The organism is Shinella sp. HY16 (genome assembly GCF_028534175.1).
Lineage (GTDB): Bacteria > Pseudomonadota > Alphaproteobacteria > Rhizobiales > Rhizobiaceae > Shinella.
In genome coordinates this window covers 804,726-823,111 of the sequence record NZ_JAHYXL010000001.1, presented here as the reverse complement: position 1 = coordinate 823,111, position 18,386 = coordinate 804,726, and the positions used below count along the sequence as shown (strand labels likewise).

Genomic DNA, 18,386 nt, shown 5'->3' with positions numbered 1-18,386 from the left:
AGGCTTTGCGCTGGCGGGATGACGCGGCGCGCCGTCCCGCAAGTCGTTGGTCAGAGGCGATCGACGGCGCCCTTGACGACATCCTTGGCCTTGCCGACCGCTTTCTGGGTCTTGCCCTTGGCCTCCTGGACGGCGCCTTCGACGCGCAGTTTCGGGCTGCCGGCGGCCTTGCCTGCGGCCTGCTTTGCCTTGCCGGCCAACTCGTTGGCCGTGCCCTTGATCTTGTCGCTCGTGCTACCCACCATCGTACTCCTTGTTAGAGGCGCAATTGTTGACGCGCTCCATAAACGGCAGGCGTTGCGACAGGTTCCGGCAGCATTGGAGAAAATTTGCCGCGCCGCTCAGGCGTGGCCGGCCTCGGCGGAGAGCATGGCGGGCGAGATGCCCATCAGGGCGAGCGCACGCTCGTATTTGCTGTCAAGATTGGTGTCGAAGATCAGCTCCTCCTGGGCCGGGCAGGACAGCCAGCCATTGGCGCCGATCTCGTTTTCGATCTGGCCTGCGCCCCAGCCGGCATAGCCGAGCATCATCAGGCCCTTCTCCGGCCCGCGGCCGCGGGAAATGGCACGCACGATATCCAGCGTCGCCGTGAGGCAGATGTCGTCGCTGACGGGAATGGAGGATTCGGACATGTAGTCGTCCGAATGCAGCACGAAACCGCGCCCGCTCTCCACCGGCCCACCGCAGCGGATGGGAAAATCCAGCGTCGCGCCGGGCAGGCGGATCACCTCGTCCTCGCCGAGCAGGTCGAGATGCAGCAGCACATCGGAGAAGTTCAGCTGCTGCGGGCGGTTGATGACGAAGCCCATGGCGCCATCGTCCGAATGGGCGCAGATATAGACGACGGTGCGGGTAAAATTGGCGTCGGCCATGCCCGGCATGGCGATCAGGAACTGACCGTCAAGAAAGCCGCGTTCTCGCCTGTTTTTCAGAACCGACATAGCCATAATGGATGTAGCCTACCAATTCGCCATCAAATGAAAAGCGTTCTTTTCGCCGGCGCAGAACGCCAGCCCTGCAAGAAAGGTATGGTGTCCCGGCGGGCGATCAAGCTTTTATGATCGGTCCGTGCATTTTTGTTGCTGGAAAGCATTCCGCCGCAGCGCTAGATGTTGACCCATGAAACGCCTGCAAACTGCTGCAATCGCGCTGCTTTTCCTGTCCTCCGCCGCCTCGGCGGCAACCTCGCCCTGGGTGGAGACGCCGGGCGGCGACGTGCGCCTCGTGGTGCTTCCGGCGGAAACCGACGGTTCGGCGCGCGCCATGCTGGACATCCGCCTGCATGACGGCTGGAAGACCTACTGGCGTGACCCCGGCGGCAGCGGCATTCCGCCGTCCATCACCGTCTCCGGCGCAACGCTGACCTCGATCGGCTTTCCTGCGCCGCGCCGGCTCGGCGACGAGGCGAACCACTATATCGGCTATGACGCGCCGGTGCGCCTGCCGATGAAACTCGCCACGGCGGCGCGCGGCACTGTCACCGCCACGGTTTTCCTCGGCGTGTGCAAGGATATCTGTATCCCCGTGCAGGCCGAGCTGACGGTCGAGCCGGGCGGCGACGGCTTCACCAACCCGCTGGAGGAGACGGCGATCGCCGCCGCCGAGGCGACCCTTCCCGGGATGGCGGGCGACGGCTTCCGGCCACTCGACGGCCATTGGTCGGCGGACGGCAAGACGATTTCCGTGCGTTTCGAGGCACCGGCGGACGCGGCACCCACGGATGTCTTCCTCTCGGGCGCCCCGTTCGAATTCGGCGCGGCCGGCCCCGTGCGGCGGGACGGCAATGCCTTCGTCGCCGACATTCCGGTGCTGCACCGGCCGAAGGTGTTCGACCTTGCGAAGAACCCGATCCAGCTGACGCTCCGCTCCGGCGAGAAGACGATGGAAGCCCCGCTCGCCGTCGAGTGAACCCGCGGCGTTTCGGGCGGAAAACCGCTTCGCACTTTTGCCGGCGCTGCTTATAGTGCCGCCGGCAGGCCCCTTCCGGCCTTCGCCATTCCCTATCAGACAGGAGAGACTCCGTGACCATTTCCGTTGGAGACAAGCTGCCCGAGCTCAAGATCAAGGAGCGCACGCCGGACGGTCCCGCCGACATCTCGACCGCAGACCTTTTCGCGGGCAAGCGCGTCGTGCTCTTTGCCGTGCCGGGTGCCTTCACGCCGACCTGCTCGCTGAACCATCTTCCGGGCTATCTCGAAAACCGCGACGCGATCCTCGCCAAGGGCGTGGACGACATCGCCGTCGTCGCAGTCAACGACCACCATGTGATGGGCGCCTGGGCGACCTCCACGGGCGGCGCCGGCAAGCTGCGCTTCCTCGCCGACTGGGATGCCGGCTTCACCAAGGCGCTCGGCATGGACATCGATCTCTCCGCCGGCACGCTCGGCGTGCGCTCCAAGCGCTATTCCATGCTCGTCGAGGACGGCGTGGTGAAGGCGCTGAACATCGAGGAAAGCCCCGGCCAGGCGACCGTTTCCGGCGCGGCGGCGATGATCGAGCAGCTTTGAGATCAAAGGGGGGCTAGGCCCCTCATCCGGCTACCGCCCCTTCTCCCCGCTCGCGGGGAGAAGGTCCCGGCAGGGGAACGAGCGGCAATCAGCCGGAGCGCCCTACCCCTTCTTGAACGGCGCCATGCCCTTGCGGGCGAGCTCGTCGGCGCGTTCGTTTTCCGGGTGGCCGGCATGGCCCTTGACCCAGTGCCATTCCACCTTGTGGCGCAGGCGTTCGGCATCCAGCGCCTGCCAGAGGTCGCCGTTCTTCACGGGCTTCTTGTCGGCGGTCTTCCAGCCGTTCTTCTTCCAACCGAAGATCCATTTCGAAATGCCGTCCATGACGTATTTCGAATCCGTGTAGAGATCGACCTCGCAGGGCGTCTTGAGCGCGGCAAGCGCACTCATCGCCGCCGTCAGCTCCATGCGGTTGTTGGTGGTCTCGGCCTCGCCGCCGCACAGGTCCTTCTCGACCGTACCGTAACGCAGCACTGCGCCCCAGCCGCCGGGGCCGGGATTGCCCGAGCAGGCGCCATCCGTGAAAATATCGACATGCTTCATCGCGACAGACCGTATTCCGCAGGGTTTTGGATCTGACGGTGGAAGCGCAGCTTGCGCAGATATTCCAGCGGATCCTTCTTGACGACAAGCGCGCCGGGCGGCGTCATCAGCCAGTCGTAGAGCCGCGTCAGGAAGAAGCGCAGCGCCGAGCCGCGCGCCAGCAGCGGCAGGGCCGCGGCCTCCTCCTGCGAAAGCGGGCGCACGCTTTCGTAGCCTTCAAGCAGCGCCATGCCCTTGGTCAGGTTGAACGCACCGTCCTTCTCGAAGCACCACGCGTTGAGGCAGATGGAGACGTCGTAGGCGAGCAGGTCGTTGCAGGCGAAATAGAAATCGATGAGACCCGACAGGGCGTCGCCGATGAAGAACACATTGTCCTGGAAGAGATCGGCATGGATGACGCCCGACGGCAGGCCCTTCGGCCAGTTCGTCTCCAGGAAGGCGAGTTCGCCGGCGATCTCATCCTGCAGGCCGGTCTCCACCTCGTCGGCGCGGTCCGCCGACTTTTCCCACAGTGGCCGCCAGCCACCGACGGAGAGCGCGTTGGCGCGGGTGATGTCGAACCCTTCGCCGGCCAGATGCATTTCGGCCAGCGCGCGGCCGACCTCGCGGCAATGTTTCGCCGCAGGCTTGCGCAGCCACATGCCCTCGAGGAAGGAGATCATCGCGGCAGGGCGGCCCGAAAGCTCGCCAAGCAGCGCGCCGTCGTTGCGCGGCAGTGGCAGCGGGCAGGAAAGACCCCGCTCGGCCAGGTGATGCATCAGACCGAGGAAGAACGGCAGGTCGTTTCGGTCGACGCGCTTCTCGTAGAGCGTCAGGATGAAGGCGCCTGCCGTCGTGTGCAGCAGGAAATTGGAATTCTCCACGCCCTCGGCAATGCCCTTGTAGGACAGCAGCGTGCCCGCGTCATAGGCAGTGAGGAAGCGGGCGAGATCGTCTTCGGTGATATCGGTATAAACGGCCACGGTGGGTCTCAGGCTTGCGGGGTGGTAGGATCGACGGGACGGGATGGCATGGACGGCCGCCCCTCACCTGCCTGCCGGCATCCTCTCCCCGCAAGCGGGGCGAGGAGCGATGGGCGCACCGCTCTGCTCCTTCGCCCCGCTTGCGGGGAGAAGGTCCCGGCAGGGGGATGAGGGGCAATAGACGGCAGGGCCTGCAGGATTTTATTCCCCATTGACGAAGGCCATGTCGGCGGAGGTGAGTTCGATGGTGCGAAGCTCACGGTTGACGAGGAAGTGCTCGTTTTCCTCGACCGTGTCGGCAAGCTCCACGACGGCGTTGTAGCGCGCGCGGAAAGCCTCGATGATCTCGTTGACGATGACCTCGGGCGCCGATGCGCCGGCCGAGAGACCGACGGTCCTGATATCGCCGATGGTTTCCCAGTCGATCTCGGCGGCGCGCTGCACGAGCACGGATTTCGTCGCCCCGGCCCGCAGCGCCACTTCGACGAGGCGCTTGGAATTGGAGGAGTTCGGCGCGCCGACGACGAGGAAGAGATCGCAGCCCGGCGCGGCCTGCTTGACCGCTTCCTGCCGGTTGGTGGTGGCGTAGCAGATGGAATCGGCGGCCGGAGCCGTCAGATTCGGGAAGCGCTCGTGCAGGCGCTTGATGACGCCGGCCGTGTCGTCCACCGAGAGCGTCGTCTGGGTGACGAAGCCGAGATTGTTTTCGTCCGGCGGAACGTATCTGTCCGCGTCCTCGACGGTCTCGACCAGCGAGACGGAGCCTTCCGGCAACTGGCCCATGGTGCCGATCACCTCGGGATGCCCGGCATGGCCGATCAAAACGACGTGACGGCCAAGGCGCTGGTGGCGCATCGCCTGCTTGTGGACCTTGGAGACGAGCGGGCAGGTCGCATCGAGATAGAAGAGATTGCGCGCCTCGGCATCGGCGGGCACGGATTTCGGCACGCCATGGGCGGAGAAGACGACAGGCTGCTGGCGGTGCTCTTCCGGGATCTCGTCGAGCTCTTCGACGAAGATCGCGCCCTTGGCCTCCAGCCCCTCGACGACATAGCGGTTGTGCACGATCTCGTGGCGCACATAGACCGGCGCACCATAGGCCTTCAGCGCCAGCACGACGATCTGGATGGCGCGATCGACGCCGGCGCAGAAGCCGCGCGGGCCACACAGCCTGATGGTCAAGTCCGGTCGGGTATCAATCATGCTTCACTGTATCCGGCAATGGTCGGGGCCTTGCGCCCCATATAGGCCGGCAAGCGCCGCCGCGCCAAGAAAAAACAACTTGATCGCCCGCTTTCAGGCCCCTGGACGAGCGGTCTTCCGCCGCAGCACGGCAAAGAGGCCGACGCCGACCAGTGCGGCCGCCAGGCCATACCAGGTGACGGCATATTGCAGATGGTTGTTGGGCAGGTCGAACTGGGTAACGGCGCCGATCGGCAGCCCCTTGGGGTTCGGCGCATCCCCGGCATCGACGAAGAAAGGCACGAGCCTGTCTGCGGGAATACCGGTCGTCGCCGCCATCGCGTCGAGGTCCTTCCAGTAGAAGATGTTCTTCGACAGGTCGTTGTCTGGCACGATGGAGGACGGTTTTTCGGCAAGGCGGGCACGGGCAAGACCCGTCACGCTCTGCAGGCCAGTGAGCTGGCCCTGCTTGCGCATTTCCGGCTCCTTCGCCTCGAAGGGTGTAAAGCCCCGGTTGACGAAGAGGAAGCGCCCGTCGGCCAGCTGGAGCGGCGTATAGACGTGATAGCCGGTCTGGCCGCGCCAGGTGGCAAAGAAGTGCCGCTCCTTGTTGTTGGCGAAAACGCCCGAGACAGTCACGGGGCTGTATTCGATATCCTCGCCCCGCGCCGCCATCGCCTCGATATCGGCCAGCGACACCGGCGCGGCGATGCGGCGCGCCGCCATGTCGGAAAGAAGCTGCTCCTTCCAGTAGAGGCGCTGCAGCTGCCAGGTGCCGAGCGACAGGAGGATGGCGAGAGCGACGACGAAGGCAGTTCCCATGAGGATCGCCACGCCCCTGCTCTTTCGCGGCATCGCGCCGGCCGGGACCTCAGCCACGGTCGATCTCGCCCGGCCGGGCGTTGTTGCGGTATTGCAGCGTGATCAGCAGGCCCTTGAGCACGCGCGTCAGCCCGAGGCCGAGAATGATGACGAGCGGGATCCACAGAAGGAAATGCACCCAGAGCGGCGGGTTGACGTTGACCTCCATCCACAGCGCTGCACCGACGACGATGAAGCCGACGATGAGCAGTACGAAGACGACCGGGCCATCGCCCGAATCGGCGAAGGAATAGTCGAGCCCGCAGCTTGTGCAGGACGGCTTCACCTTGAGCAGGCCGTCGAACAGCTTGCCCTGGCCACAGCGTGGGCAACAGCCACGCAGCCCGGTGCTGAAAGGGTCGACGGGGGGATAAAGTGCCTTGTCCTCGTCCATGCTCGTATCCGTATGTTCACGCCCGGGTGGGCTGCCGCGGGCTCTTGCTTCAGGCGGCAAGGCCCCTCACCTGCCTGCCGGCATCCTCTCCCCGCAAGGGGATGAGGGGCCAAAGCGGCGCATATGTTCCTATACCGTCCTGCCCGCCGCCCGTCCAACCGAAAGGCCGCGACAAAGGGGCCCGAAACGGGAAACGGCCGCATCGCTGCGGCCGTTTCGACAAATCGAGCAAGGCTCGCTTACATGTGCGCGATCGGCGCGCCCCAGCCACCCCAGATGTAGATGGAGAAGAACAGGAAGAGCCAGACGACGTCGACGAAGTGCCAGTACCAGGCGGCCGCCTCGAAGCCGAAATGCTGCTTCGGAGTGAAGTCGCCGCGCATGGCGCGGATGAGGCAGACGATCAGGAAGATCGTGCCGACCAGAACGTGGAAGCCGTGGAAACCGGTCGCCATGAAGAAGGTCGCGCCGTAGATGGATTCCTTGAAGGCGAACGGTGCGTGGGCATATTCATAGCCCTGGACGAAGGAGAACAGCACGCCGAGGACGACCGTCAGGGCGAGGCCGTTGACGAGGCCCTTGCGGTCGTTGTGCAGCAGCGCATGGTGCGCCCAGGTCACGCAGGTGCCCGAAAGCAGCAGGATGACGGTGTTGTAGAGCGGCAGGTGCCAGGGGTCGAGAACCTCGATGCCCTTCGGCGGCCAGACGCCACCGGTGTGCTCGACGCGCGCGGCCTGGATGGCTTCGGCCGGGAAGAGGCTGGCATCGAAGAAGGCCCAGAACCAGGCGACGAAGAACATCACCTCGGAGGCGATGAACATGATCATGCCGTAGCGCAGGTGCAGCGAGACGACGCGGGTATGGTGGCCCTCATGCGCTTCCTTCACCGTGTCCGCCCACCAGGCGTACATGGTGTAGAGCGTGATCAGCAGGCCGATGTAGAAGATCCACGGATTGGCCAGGTTCAGGCCGAACAGGTGGAAGGTACCGCCCGACAGGTAGCGCATGTAGCCGATGCCGCCGAGCGCCAGGACGAAGGCGCCGATGGAGGCAAGCAGCGGCCACGGGCTGGGGTCGATGATGTGGTAGTCGTGTTTCTTCTGATGCGCATCGGCCATCTGACTTATCCCCAATGTATCGCGTTCCGTTCCCGGCATAGCCGGAAACGCTTGGTATTCAAAGCTTGTTCGCGTCGTCCGCCTTCACCTCCGCAGCCGAAGCCACCGGCTTCGACGCCTCATGCGGATAGAAGGTATAGGACAGCGTGAGCGTGTGGATGCCCTTCGTCTCGACCGGCTCGACGATCGCGGGATCGACGAAGAAGACGACGGGCATGATCAGTTCCTCGCCGGGCTTCAGCGTCGTTTCGGTGAAGCAGAAGCACTGGACCTTGTTGAAATAGGCGCCGGCCGCCTGCGGCGTGACGTTGAACGTCGCCTGGCCTGTCGTCGGCGTGGAGGCGAGATTGCGCGCCTTGTACATGATCTGCACGGTCTCGCCGATCTTCAGCTCGACCTCGCGCTGCACCGGCTCGAAGCTCCAGGCAAGGCCCGGGCCGACATTGGCGTCGAAGCGCACCTTGATCGTCTTGTCGAGGATGACGTCGGAGGCCTGCTCGACACGCTGCGTCGTGCCGCCGTACCCCGTCACCTTGCAGAACATCTCGTAGAGCGGCACGGCCGCATAGGCCATGCCGACCATACCGATGACGAAGGAGCAGCAGATGGCGACGATCGTGCCATTTCCCATCCTGCTCTTTTCGGTCTTTTGCATCTCGCTCATCGTCAGCCCGCCATTCCGCCGGAGAACTTCACGAGCGTGACGATGTAGAACAGCACGACGAGGCCCAGAAGCACCGCGCCGAGCGCGATGTTGCGGCCGCGGCGTGCCTTCTTCTGATTTTCCGTGAGATTTACGGTTTCCATTACAGCCCCCATCCGAATGACGCGATCATGTGATCGACCATCAGGCCGGAGAAGACCGCGAACAGATAGACGATGGAGAAGGCGAAGAGCTTCTTGGCCGGCACCATCGCGACGTCGCCCTCCGGCATGCGCAACACGCCGACAGAGTACCACACGAAGCCGAGGCCGAGGGCTGCGGCAAAGAGACCGTAGCCGAGGCTGGCGAAGCCGAGAAGGGTCGGCACGACGGCGATCACGGCGGTCAGCACCGCATAGATGAGGATCTGCACCTTGGTGGTCCGCTCACCGGCGACATTCGGCAGCATCGGCACGCCGACGGCGCCGTAGTCGCGCATCTTGAACAGCGCGAGCGCCCAGAAATGCGCCGGGGTCCACAGGAAGGTGATGAGGAAGAGCACGACGCTCTCGATGGAAACGCCGCCGGTGACGCAGGCCCAGCCGATCATCGGCGGAAAGGCGCCGGCCGCGCCACCGATGACGATGTTCTGCGGCGTCGAGCGCTTGAGCCACATCGTGTAGATGACGGCGTAGAAGAAGATGGTGAAGGCAAGCAGACCGGCCGAAAGCCAGTTGACCGCAAGGCCGAGGATCGCGACCGAGAAGGCGGAGAGCGTCAGGCCGAAGGCGAGCGCTTCTTCCGGGCGGATGCGGCCGGAGGGAATGGGACGCTTGGCGGTGCGGGTCATGACCGCATCGATGTCGGCGTCGTACCACATGTTGAGGGCGCCGGATGCTCCCGCGCCCACGGCGATACAGAGGATCGCGATGGCGGCGATGAACGGGTTGATCTCGCCCGGTGCAAGAATGAGGCCGGCGAAGGCCGTGAAGACGACGAGCGACATGACCCGCGGCTTCAGGAGCTCGAAGAAATCACGCGGCGACGCTTCGGAGAGGTAGACCTCGCCGCCGCCCGGAACCGTTTCGTGATGCTCGATGACCGCCATGTTCTTTCCGTCGCGTTCGGCCGATTCATTCGGCCTTTTCTACTGGCGGAGCCGCCGTTTCCGGCGGCTCCGATCTCAAGGGTCTTACTTGACCTTCGGGAGCTGTTCCCACTGGTGGAACGGCGGCGGCGAAGAGAGCTGCCATTCCAGCGTGTTCGCACCTTCACCCCACGGGTTGTCGCCGGCGACGCGCTTCTTGGCGAAGGCTTCAAAGACGCCGAAGAGGAAGATCAGGACGGCGAAGGCCGAGATGTACGAACCGTAGGACGACACCGCGTTCCAGCCGGCAAAGGCGTCCGGGTAGTCGATGTAACGGCGCGGCATGCCGGCAAGGCCGAGGAAGTGCTGCGGGAAGAAGATCAGGTTCACGCCGACGAACATGACCCAGAAGTGCAGCTTGCCGAGGAATTCCGAGTACATGTAGCCGGTCATCTTCGGGAACCAGTAGTACCAGGCCGCGAAGATCGCGAAGACGGCGCCGAGCGACAGAACGTAGTGGAAGTGGGCGACCACGTAGTAGGTGTCGTGCATGGCGCGGTCGAGGCCGGCATTGGCGAGCTGAACGCCCGTAACGCCGCCGACGGTGAACAGGAAGATGAAGCCGATCGCCCAGATCATCGGCGTCGTGAAGCGGATCGAACCACCCCACATCGTCGCGATCCACGAGAAGATCTTCACGCCCGTCGGAACCGCGATGACCATCGTGGCGAAGACGAAGTAGCGCTGGGTCTGAAGCGACATGCCGACCGTGTACATGTGGTGCGCCCACACGATGAAGCCGACGGCGCCGATCGCGACCATGGCGTAGGCCATGCCGAGGTAACCGAAGATCGGCTTGCGCGAGAAGGTCGAGACGATGTGGCTGACGATGCCGAAACCGGGCAGGATCAGGATGTACACTTCCGGGTGACCGAAGAACCAGAACAGGTGCTGGAAGAGGATCGGGTCACCGCCGTTTTCCGGCGCGAAGAAGGCCGTGCCGAAGTTGCGGTCGGTCAGCAGCATGGTGATGCCGCCTGCCAGAACCGGCAGCGAGAGCAGAAGCAGGAAGGCGGTGATCAGCACCGACCAGGCGAAGAGCGGCATCTTGTGCAGCGTCATGCCCGGAGCGCGCATGTTGAGGATCGTCGTGATGAAGTTGATCGCGCCGAGGATCGAGGAGGCGCCGGCGATGTGCAGGCCGAGGATCACGAAGTCCATGGCAGGACCCGGCTGACCCGACGTCGAGAACGGCGGATAGATCGTCCAGCCGCCGCCCGCGCCGTAGCCGCCCGCCGGGCCTTCGACGAACATCGAGAGCAGGACGAGCAGGAAGGCCGGGATAATCAGCCAGAACGAGATGTTGTTCATGCGCGGGAAGGCCATATCCGGCGCGCCGATCATGATCGGCACCATCCAGTTGGCAAAACCGCCGATGAGCGCGGGCATGACCATGAAAAAGATCATGATGAGCGCATGCGCCGTCGTGAAGACGTTGAACATGTGCTTGCCGCCGTCGATGGCAGCATCACCCTCGAAACCGTAGACCATCGAGGCAAGACCGTGGAAGATCTGGATGCCCGGCTCCTGCAGCTCCATGCGCATCACCACCGACAGCGTGCCGCCGATGATGCCCGCACAGATCGCGAAGATCAGGTAGAGGGTGCCGATGTCCTTGTGGTTGGTCGACAGGAACCAACGCTGGAAGAATGTGAGCGGCTTGTGTTCGTGGTGATCGTGGTGATCGCCGTGGGCAGCGGATGTTCCGGCCATGGTCTCTCTCCCTTGGAATTACTGCGCGGCGTTTGCGGCGACGTTGACGGACTTTGCCGCACCGTCGACCGACGCCATCAGGGCTTTGTTTGCATCGCCGAGGTTCGTCGCGGCGGCTGCGAGCCACGTATCGTACTTCTCCTGCGAGACGACGCGGATGGCGATCGGCATGAACGCGTGGTCCTTGCCGCACAGCTCGGAACACTGGCCGTAGAACAGGCCTTCACGGTCAGCCTTGAACCAGGTTTCGTTGAGGCGGCCCGGGACGGCATCGATCTTCACGCCGAAGGAGGGCATCGCGAAGGCGTGGATCACGTCGGCAGCGGTGACGAGGAGACGGACATGCTTGCCGACGGGGACGACGACTTCGTTGTCGACAGCCAGAAGGCGCGGATAGACGCCCCTGTCTTCCTTGCCGGCAGCAGCGCGATCGCCGTCCTGCAGCAGGATGCTGTCGAAGGAGAGCGGGCTCTCGCCGACCTGATACTCATAACCCCAGTACCACTGGTAACCGGTGGCCTTGATCGTCAGCTCCGGCTCTTCCGTCGGGGCGAGCTGCCTGGTCAGAAGCTGGAAGGAGGGAACGGCGAGGAACAGGAGAACGATGACCGGGCCGAGCGTCCAGACGACTTCGATCGCCGTGTTGTGGCTGGTCTTGGACGGAACCGGGTTCTTGCTCTCGCGGAACTTCACGACGACGACGATGAGCAGGACGAGAACGAACAGGGTGATCGGGACGATGAACCACAGAGTGTACTGCTCGAACCAGCGGATCTCTTCCATGATCGAGGTCGCGGCGGGCTGAAGGCCCTTCTGCCAGTCGAACGGCTGATCAGCGAAGGCGGTCGAAGCAAAGAGCAGACAGCCGATCGCGGCCAGAACTGCAAAAGCTTTGTTTTTCACAACGTATCTCCCCAAGGCGTTTGATCGGGATCAAACAGACGCGCAGAATCCCTGCTATACTGAGTGCTTAAAACCACAGTTTCATGCTCGCCGCAACAGCCATGGGGGACACCCCGTGCGGCATTTTTGCGCAAAAGCAAAAGCATGGGCCCGCTCCCCACAGTTTCTTCATAATTCCCTATAGCATGAAAGGTTTGGCCGCGGCGATCCTGCGTAAAGCCCCCTTGCTTCCCCTCATCCACCGTCTGCACCGGCGATCCGGCCCCGGGCAAGGCCCCTATTATAATGAGTAAAGAACCGGTCCAATTTCCGCCTTCAATCAATTGGAAATGAGCGCCCGGGGCTTTTCATTTCACCCCTGCCCCTTCAAAGATAGCCCGACTGATTCGAGATTCCGAGGTTTTCATGGGTTTTGCTCCCCTTTCCCGGCTGTCCCGCACGGCACTTGGCCTTGCCGCGCTCGGGTTCGGCGCTCTCGCGCTCCCTTCCCTTTCGGCAGCCCAGCAGCCCGGCACGGTGAAGTCGAACCACGGCGCCTGGTCGATCGTCTGCGACCAGCCGGCCGGCGCCTCCGGCGAACAGTGCGCGCTGATGCAGAACGTGCTCGCCGAGGACCGGCCCGAGCTCGGCCTGTCCGTCGTCGTGCTGAAGACCGCCGACCGCAAGGCGAAGATCCTTCGCGTGCTCGCGCCGCTCGGCGTGCTCCTGCCGAACGGGCTCGGCCTCAATGTCGACGGCAAGGATATCGGCCGCGCCTATTTCGTGCGTTGCTTCTCGGACGGCTGCTATGCCGAGGTCGTGCTCGAGGACGAACTCCTGAAGACCTTCCGCTCCGGCGCGACGGCAACCTTCATCGTCTTCCAGTCGCCCGAGGAAGGCATCGGCATTCCCGTCGATCTCAAGGGTTTCGGCGAAGGCTACGACGCACTGCCGTAAGCCCGCACCGGGCGGGCTTGCCGCCCGCCTTCCGGGGACTTACATGAGGCCCCAAGTCCAATGCTTGCGGAGCCTCCCATGAACACCGACCTTCTCTCCCTCTTCGATGTCGACGAGGCGTCCGTACAGGCGGTGCTCAAGGAGACGTTGAAGAACGCCGACGACGGCGAGCTCTTCCTCGAACACGCCCAGGCCGAATCCCTTTCCTTCGACAATGGCCGCCTCAAGGGCGGCAGCTTCAACACCGACCAGGGTTTCGGCCTCCGCGCCGTTGCCGGCGAAGCCGTCGGCTATGCGCATTCCGGCGAGATGACCCAGTCGGCGCTGAAGCGCGCGGCCGACGCTGCAGGCGCCGTCACGCGCGGCTTTTCCGGCGACTACGCCGCCGCCCCGCAGGGCACCAACCGGCAGCTCTATACGCCGGACAACCCGATCGGCACACCAAGCTTCGAGCAGAAGGTCGCCCTTCTCACCGAGATCGACGCGTATCTCCGCGCCAAGGATCCCAAGGTGCGGCAGGTAACCGCCTCGATCGCCGCAAGCTGGCAGGTCGTCAACATCCTGCGCGCCGACGGGCACCGCGTTACCGACATCCGCCCGATGACGCGCGTCAACATCTCCGTCGTCGCCGGTGAAGGCGACCGGCAGGAGACCGGCAGCTACGGCGTCGGCGGTCGCACCACCTTCGACGCATTCCTCACCGAGGAAAGCTGGCGTTTCGGCGCCGACGAGGCGCTGCGGCAGGCGCTGGTCAATCTCGAGGCCGTCGAGGCACCGGCCGGGACGATGGACATCGTGCTCTCCTCCGGCTGGCCGGGCGTCATGCTGCATGAAGCGGTCGGCCACGGGCTGGAAGGCGACTTCAACCGCAAGAAGACGTCGGCCTTCGCCGGTCTGCTCGGCGAGCAGGTCGCGGCCAAGGGCGTCACCGTCGTCGACGACGGCACGATCGACAACCGCCGCGGCTCGATCACGGTCGACGACGAGGGCACGCCGTCCGCCTACAATGTGTTGATCGAGGACGGCAAGCTGGTCGGCTACATGCAGGACCGGCAGAACGCGCGCCTGATGGGCATGAAGGCGACCGGCAACGGCCGCCGGCAGGGTTATGCCTATCGCCCCATGCCGCGGATGACCAACACCTACATGCTCTCCGGCGACAGGACGCCGGACGAAATCATCGCCTCGGTGAAGAACGGCCTCTACGCCGTCTCCTTCGGCGGCGGACAGGTGGACATCACCTCGGGCAAGTTCGTCTTCGGCTGCACCGAAGCCTATCTCATCGAGAACGGCAAGGTGACGGCCCCCGTCAAGGGCGCCATGCTGATCGGCAACGGGCCGGACGCCATGCGCCGCGTCTCGATGGTCGGCAACGACACGAAGCTCGACACCGGTATCGGCAATTGCGGCAAGGCCGGCCAATGGGTCCCGGTCGGCGTCGGCCAGCCGCATCTGCGCATGGACCAGGTGACGGTCGGCGGCACCAAGGCCTGATCCCGAAATCGCTCTACCGAGCCTCGACTTCAAGAACCAGAGACCGCAAAGCGCAGCAACAGCCATTCCCGGAAGGCGCGCGCTTCCGGGGAGAGGCGCTTGAAGTCACGGGCGACGAGCCAGTAGGCGCCATAGTGAATGGATATGTCGAAGAGCTGCACAAGGCGCCCTTCGGCGATGTCCTCGGCCGCGAAGGCGCGGTCGACCAGCGCGACGCCGTGGCCGCGCAGCGCTGCCTGCAAGACGAGATTGCCTTCGGTGAAGATCTGCGCGCGCCCGGGCGGCACATCCGCCAGGCCGGCGGCGGCAAACCAGCGCTGCCAGGCGCTGCGGTTCTCCTCGTGCAGCAGCGTGTAGGCGAGGATGTCGGCCGGCGTGCGCAGCGGCGCCCCCTCCTCCATCAGGCAGGGCATGACGACGGGCACCAGCTCCACATCCGCCAGGTGCTCGGCTGCAACGCGCGGCCAGGCTCTGGCGTCCATACCATGCCGGATGGCGACTTCCGGCTCGTGCGTGCGAAACTCGATGAGCCGCATGTCGGATTCGACCACGACGTCGATCTCGGGATGGTCGGCGTGGAAATCGTCGAGATGCGGCACGAGCCAGCTCGCCGCGAAGGAGGGTTCGGAGCTGATCTCCAGCAGCCCGCCGCCACGCCGGCCGCGAATCTCCGACAGGCTTGCATCCATCGCATCGAAGGCGCGCGACAGGACGTCGAGCAGCGCTTCGCCGGCGGAGGTGAGGCGGACGCTGCGGTGACGGCGCTCGAAGAGCGGTTTGCCAAGCTCGGCCTCCAGCTCCTTGACCTGCCGGCTGACGGCGGCCTGCGAGACGAGCAGCTCCTCGGCCGCCAGCGTGAAGCTGCCAAGCCGGCCCGCCGCCTCGAAACTCCTGAGCGCCGTGAGCGGCAACCGTCCGCGTTTCATCGCATAACCTCAAGTCATCCGAAATCGACGATAAACTCGTTTGAGCAAAAAGGGCAAGCAGGCGGACAATCCGTGCAGACAGAAAACACGGAGAACCACGATGTTCGACCCCATCACGCGCATCTTCATGGATGTGATCCGCATCCTCACCTTCCAGGCCGGGCGGCCGGCGCCGCCGCGCCACAGGAAAGCCGTTGTTAACCACTCGGATACCGACCGGGTGCGATAACGGCCGCGAGAGACGAAAAGGGACGACGAAGACGACATGCCGATTCGCAGCGTCATGCGACAGGGGCTGAGGCGCGCCATGATCACCGGCGGGCTGGAGTTCGCGCATCTGGCCGAGCGCGTCGGGCTGATGGCGTCCGCGCGCGGCATGGGTGCGATCTTCACGCTGCATCATGTGCGGCCGAAGACGCCGCAGACCTTCGATCCGAATGCGCATCTGGAGATCACGCCGGACTTTCTCGACGCGGCGATCGAACACCTGACGGAAGAAGGCTACCAGTTCGTGGCGCTGGCCGACATGCCGGCACGACTGGCTATCGCACGCGGTGGCGAGCGTTTCGCAGCCTTCACGCTGGACGACGGCTATCGCAACAATGCGGTTCATGCCCAGCCGGTCTTCACACGGCACAAGGTGCCCTTCACCGTCTTCGTCTCGCCGGGCTTTGCCTGCAAGACGCACGGCATCTGGTGGGAGACGCTGACGGAGCTTTTGCGCGTCGCGCCGCATCTGGAGTTCGATTTCGGCTCCGGCGCGATCGCCCTTCCGCTCGCAACCCTCTTCCAGAAGCAGACCGCCTATGTCCGGCTCGCCCATTTCATCCAGGCGGAGATGGATGAGGCTATGGCGATCGAGCGGCTCGATGCCGCCGCAAGGGCCCATGGCATCGACCCTCTGATGATCACCGAACGGCTCGTCATGCGCGAGCCGGAGCTGAAAAGCCTCGTCGTCAACCCCCTCGCCTCGATCGGCGCGCATACCGTGAGCCACCGGGCCCTCGCCCGCCTTGGCGACGCGGAAGCATGCCAGGAGATGGAGCAGTCGGCCGAGCGCATCGCCGCCATCATCGGCCACCGGCCGGACACGCTCGCCTATCCCTATGGCGGCCGCGCCTCCGTCTCGCCCCGCGAGCATCGACTTGCCAGGGACCTCGGCTTCCGCGTCGCCGTCACGACGGATCCGGGCACGATCTCGGCCCGCTCCTTCGACGCGCCGACGACGCTCCCGCGCATCTCGCTGAACGGGCACTACCAGAAAGCCAAATATGTCGGGGCACTGGCTTCAGGCATTCCCTTCCGGCTGATGCGGCGCTGAGCTTGGGCATGCGCCTTCCCCGTGATATGCTGGCGCACACTCGGAGACCGTTCCATGCTAGCCCTGCGCCTGCCTGCCGATATCGAAAAGCGCCTTGAAGAGCTTGCCCGGAAAACCGGGCGCAGCACGAGCGAACACGCACTCGAGGCCATCGTCGAGCATCTGGACGACCTAGAAGATCTCCACCTTGCCGAGCAGCGGCTTGCCGAACTGAAAAAGGGGCAGGCAGGCACCATCTCTCTTGCCGAGATGATGAAGGCCCATGGCGTGGAAAATTGAGTTTCACCCCGGCGCGGACAAGGAGCTCGAAAAACTCGGCACCGCGGCCGCCCGGCGTATCCTCCGCTTCCTCAGTGATCGCATCGCCCCGCTCGAGGATCCTCGTGCGATCGGGCAGGCGCTGAAAGGATCCGAACTCGGCGCCTTCTGGAAGTACCGCGTCGGCGACTATCGCATCATTGCGCGGATCGAGGATTCGGTCGTCACGATCTTCATCATTCGCATCGGCGACCGGAAATCCGTCTACCGCTGACCATTCACGGATACATCCTGACCTTCGTCCAGCCGGCACCGTCCGCCGTGCGGCGGAATTCCATGCGGTCGTGCAGGCGGAAGGGGCGATCGTGCCAGAACTCGATCGAGACGGGCTTGATGCGGAAGCCGGACCAGTGCGGCGGGCGGGGAATCTCGCCGATGGCGTAGCGGGCCGTGTATTCGGCAACCGCCCTTTCCAGCGCGAAACGGCCTTCCAGCGGGCGCGACTGCTTCGATGCCCAGGCGCCGATGCGGCTGCCGCGTGGGCGCGAGGCGTAGTATTCGTCCGCCTCGGCATCGGTGACGATCTCCACCTCGCCGCGGATGCGCACCTGGCGGCGCAGCGACTTCCAGTGGAAGCACATGGCGGCCTTCAGTGCGCCAAGGATTTCCACACCCTTCTGGCTCTCGAAATTCGTATAGAAGACGAAGCCGCGTGCATCGAACCCCTTGAGCAGGACCATGCGCACATTCGGCAGGCCCGCCTCGTCGACGGTGGCGAGCGCCACCGCGTTCGGGTCGTTCGGCTCGGTCTTCGCCGCCTCCTCCAGCCATGTGCCGAAGAGGGCGTAGGGTTCGTTTTCCTCGGTGAAGTCACCGCTTGTTAACGCATTTTCGCTCATATTCGATTCAATGCCGATCTATTAACTGCATGAGGCAGGTTGGAGTGGACGTCATAGCAAAGTCGCGCGCGCAGACAAAGCCATACAGGGCACATTGCCTTGCGGTTGTTGTCGTGACCCTGTGCGGCGCCTCTCTCTCCGGCTGCATGGGCGGTCTCGACATCTTCGACGGCAGCAAGGTCGATACCCTGCGCACCAGTTCCGTGCCCTCGGGCACCGAACGCCTGACCGACGAGATCACCGTGCGCAACGCCGTCTCCTCTGCCGATCTTGCCCGCACCGGCGGCAGCGCCATTCCGTGGGCGAACTCCGCCTCGGGCAGCGCCGGCGTCATCAGCAGCATTGCGGAAAATCGCGACACGACCGGGCGGCCGTGCCGCGACTTCGTGACGACACGCCATTCCTACCAGGGCATCGCCAACTATTCCGGCCGCACCTGCCTTGGCAATTCCGGCGAATGGCTGCTGCTCGCCTTTGATCTGCAAGGTTGAGGACACGCGATCTTTGCACTTTTTCAACTCTGGCCCGTAACCAGTGATTAGGACGTTCATCGCTATCATGGCCGGCAAAACGGCAACG

24 protein-coding genes are annotated in these 18,386 nt (G+C 64.3%); 9 read left to right on the top strand and 15 right to left on the bottom strand.

Annotated features, from left to right (window positions below; genetic code table 11):
* Positions 1–50: 50 nt before the first annotated feature.
* Both K0P03_RS04055 and K0P03_RS04050 read right to left on the bottom strand, forming a co-directional pair.
* Positions 51–242 carry a CsbD family protein gene (locus K0P03_RS04055; RefSeq protein ID WP_272790443.1) on the bottom strand — a complete coding sequence of 64 codons (192 nt, stop codon included), beginning with the start codon at positions 240–242 and terminating at the stop codon, positions 51–53.
* A gap of 99 nt (positions 243–341) precedes the next feature.
* Positions 342–947, bottom strand: coding sequence for a YqgE/AlgH family protein (locus K0P03_RS04050; protein ID WP_023512601.1), 606 nt, complete (start codon positions 945–947; stop codon positions 342–344).
* Positions 948–1,119: 172 nt separating this feature from the next.
* Here K0P03_RS04050 and K0P03_RS04045 point away from each other — a divergent pair, with 172 nt between their 5' ends.
* Both K0P03_RS04045 and K0P03_RS04040 read left to right on the top strand, forming a co-directional pair.
* Complete coding sequence (locus K0P03_RS04045; RefSeq protein ID WP_272788967.1) at positions 1,120–1,908, top strand: protein-disulfide reductase DsbD domain-containing protein; 789 nt, start codon at positions 1,120–1,122, stop codon at positions 1,906–1,908.
* Between the two features lie 113 nt (positions 1,909–2,021).
* The gene (locus tag K0P03_RS04040) at positions 2,022–2,507 is read left to right on the top strand and encodes a peroxiredoxin (protein ID WP_023512603.1); all 486 of its coding nucleotides are present in this window, start codon (positions 2,022–2,024) and stop codon (positions 2,505–2,507) included.
* Positions 2,508–2,609: 102 nt separating this feature from the next.
* Here K0P03_RS04040 and rnhA read toward each other — a convergent pair whose 3' ends face one another.
* The 11 genes from rnhA to coxB form a co-directional block, all read right to left on the bottom strand.
* A complete protein-coding gene (gene rnhA, locus K0P03_RS04035; protein WP_023512604.1) occupies positions 2,610–3,050 on the bottom strand; it encodes a ribonuclease HI in 441 nt (146 codons plus the stop codon).
* Positions 3,047–4,012 (bottom strand): homoserine kinase, encoded by a 966-nt coding sequence (locus tag K0P03_RS04030; RefSeq protein WP_023512605.1) that lies wholly within the window; start codon positions 4,010–4,012, stop codon positions 3,047–3,049. The genes rnhA and K0P03_RS04030 overlap by 4 nt, the downstream gene beginning before the upstream one ends.
* Before the next feature lie 201 nt (positions 4,013–4,213).
* On the bottom strand, positions 4,214–5,215 hold the full coding sequence (gene ispH / locus K0P03_RS04025; protein WP_023514564.1) for a 4-hydroxy-3-methylbut-2-enyl diphosphate reductase: 1,002 nt from the start codon (positions 5,213–5,215) through the stop codon (positions 4,214–4,216).
* Positions 5,216–5,308: 93 nt separating this feature from the next.
* On the bottom strand, positions 5,309–6,073 hold the full coding sequence (locus tag K0P03_RS04020; protein ID WP_443020529.1) for an SURF1 family protein: 765 nt from the start codon (positions 6,071–6,073) through the stop codon (positions 5,309–5,311).
* On the bottom strand, positions 6,066–6,449 hold the full coding sequence (locus K0P03_RS04015; RefSeq protein ID WP_050743466.1) for a DUF983 domain-containing protein: 384 nt from the start codon (positions 6,447–6,449) through the stop codon (positions 6,066–6,068). The genes K0P03_RS04020 and K0P03_RS04015 overlap by 8 nt, the downstream gene beginning before the upstream one ends.
* A 239-nt stretch (positions 6,450–6,688) precedes the next feature.
* On the bottom strand, positions 6,689–7,567 hold the full coding sequence (locus K0P03_RS04010) for a cytochrome c oxidase subunit 3 (protein ID WP_024271149.1): 879 nt from the start codon (positions 7,565–7,567) through the stop codon (positions 6,689–6,691).
* A 58-nt stretch (positions 7,568–7,625) separates the two neighbouring features.
* Complete coding sequence (locus K0P03_RS04005) at positions 7,626–8,231, bottom strand: cytochrome c oxidase assembly protein (protein ID WP_023512273.1); 606 nt, start codon at positions 8,229–8,231, stop codon at positions 7,626–7,628.
* A 2-nt stretch (positions 8,232–8,233) separates the two neighbouring features.
* Complete coding sequence (locus K0P03_RS04000; protein ID WP_023512272.1) at positions 8,234–8,374, bottom strand: hypothetical protein; 141 nt, start codon at positions 8,372–8,374, stop codon at positions 8,234–8,236.
* Positions 8,374–9,318, bottom strand: a complete 945-nt coding sequence (locus K0P03_RS03995; protein ID WP_272788966.1) for a heme o synthase — start codon at positions 9,316–9,318, stop codon at positions 8,374–8,376. The genes K0P03_RS04000 and K0P03_RS03995 overlap by 1 nt, the downstream gene beginning before the upstream one ends.
* A gap of 84 nt (positions 9,319–9,402) precedes the next feature.
* On the bottom strand, positions 9,403–11,070 hold the full coding sequence (ctaD, locus tag K0P03_RS03990) for a cytochrome c oxidase subunit I (RefSeq protein WP_023512270.1): 1,668 nt from the start codon (positions 11,068–11,070) through the stop codon (positions 9,403–9,405).
* A gap of 18 nt (positions 11,071–11,088) precedes the next feature.
* Positions 11,089–11,973: a cytochrome c oxidase subunit II gene (gene coxB, locus K0P03_RS03985; RefSeq protein ID WP_023512269.1), complete on the bottom strand. Its 885-nt coding sequence runs from the start codon at positions 11,971–11,973 to the stop codon at positions 11,089–11,091.
* 405 nt (positions 11,974–12,378) lie between these two features.
* Here coxB and K0P03_RS03980 point away from each other — a divergent pair, with 405 nt between their 5' ends.
* Positions 12,379–12,909 (top strand): invasion associated locus B family protein, encoded by a 531-nt coding sequence (locus K0P03_RS03980; RefSeq protein WP_023512268.1) that lies wholly within the window; start codon positions 12,379–12,381, stop codon positions 12,907–12,909.
* Positions 12,910–12,987: 78 nt separating this feature from the next.
* Positions 12,988–14,403, top strand: coding sequence for a metalloprotease TldD (tldD, locus tag K0P03_RS03975; RefSeq protein ID WP_272788965.1), 1,416 nt, complete (start codon positions 12,988–12,990; stop codon positions 14,401–14,403).
* A gap of 29 nt (positions 14,404–14,432) precedes the next feature.
* On the opposite strand, the gene K0P03_RS03970 is transcribed toward tldD, so the two are convergent.
* Positions 14,433–15,329 (bottom strand): LysR substrate-binding domain-containing protein, encoded by an 897-nt coding sequence (locus K0P03_RS03970; RefSeq protein ID WP_272788964.1) that lies wholly within the window; start codon positions 15,327–15,329, stop codon positions 14,433–14,435.
* A gap of 100 nt (positions 15,330–15,429) precedes the next feature.
* Between K0P03_RS03970 and K0P03_RS03965 the strand changes: the two genes are divergently transcribed.
* The 4 genes from K0P03_RS03965 to K0P03_RS03950 are packed head-to-tail and all read left to right on the top strand — an operon-like array spanning position 15,430 to position 17,182.
* The gene (locus K0P03_RS03965) at positions 15,430–15,558 is read left to right on the top strand and encodes a hypothetical protein (RefSeq protein WP_023512265.1); all 129 of its coding nucleotides are present in this window, start codon (positions 15,430–15,432) and stop codon (positions 15,556–15,558) included.
* A 36-nt stretch (positions 15,559–15,594) separates the two neighbouring features.
* Positions 15,595–16,650 (top strand): polysaccharide deacetylase family protein, encoded by a 1,056-nt coding sequence (locus K0P03_RS03960; RefSeq protein WP_037408578.1) that lies wholly within the window; start codon positions 15,595–15,597, stop codon positions 16,648–16,650.
* Positions 16,651–16,704: 54 nt separating this feature from the next.
* Positions 16,705–16,929 (top strand): type II toxin-antitoxin system RelB family antitoxin, encoded by a 225-nt coding sequence (gene relB, locus K0P03_RS03955; RefSeq protein WP_272788963.1) that lies wholly within the window; start codon positions 16,705–16,707, stop codon positions 16,927–16,929.
* A complete protein-coding gene (locus K0P03_RS03950) occupies positions 16,913–17,182 on the top strand; it encodes a type II toxin-antitoxin system RelE family toxin (protein ID WP_023512262.1) in 270 nt (89 codons plus the stop codon). The genes relB and K0P03_RS03950 overlap by 17 nt, the downstream gene beginning before the upstream one ends.
* 4 nt (positions 17,183–17,186) lie before the next feature.
* Here K0P03_RS03950 and pdxH read toward each other — a convergent pair whose 3' ends face one another.
* On the bottom strand, positions 17,187–17,807 hold the full coding sequence (pdxH, locus tag K0P03_RS03945) for a pyridoxamine 5'-phosphate oxidase (RefSeq protein ID WP_272788962.1): 621 nt from the start codon (positions 17,805–17,807) through the stop codon (positions 17,187–17,189).
* A 44-nt stretch (positions 17,808–17,851) separates the two neighbouring features.
* Between pdxH and K0P03_RS03940 the strand changes: the two genes are divergently transcribed.
* Positions 17,852–18,298 carry an RT0821/Lpp0805 family surface protein gene (locus K0P03_RS03940; RefSeq protein ID WP_023512260.1) on the top strand — a complete coding sequence of 149 codons (447 nt, stop codon included), beginning with the start codon at positions 17,852–17,854 and terminating at the stop codon, positions 18,296–18,298.
* The last annotated feature ends 88 nt before the right edge of the window (positions 18,299–18,386 follow it).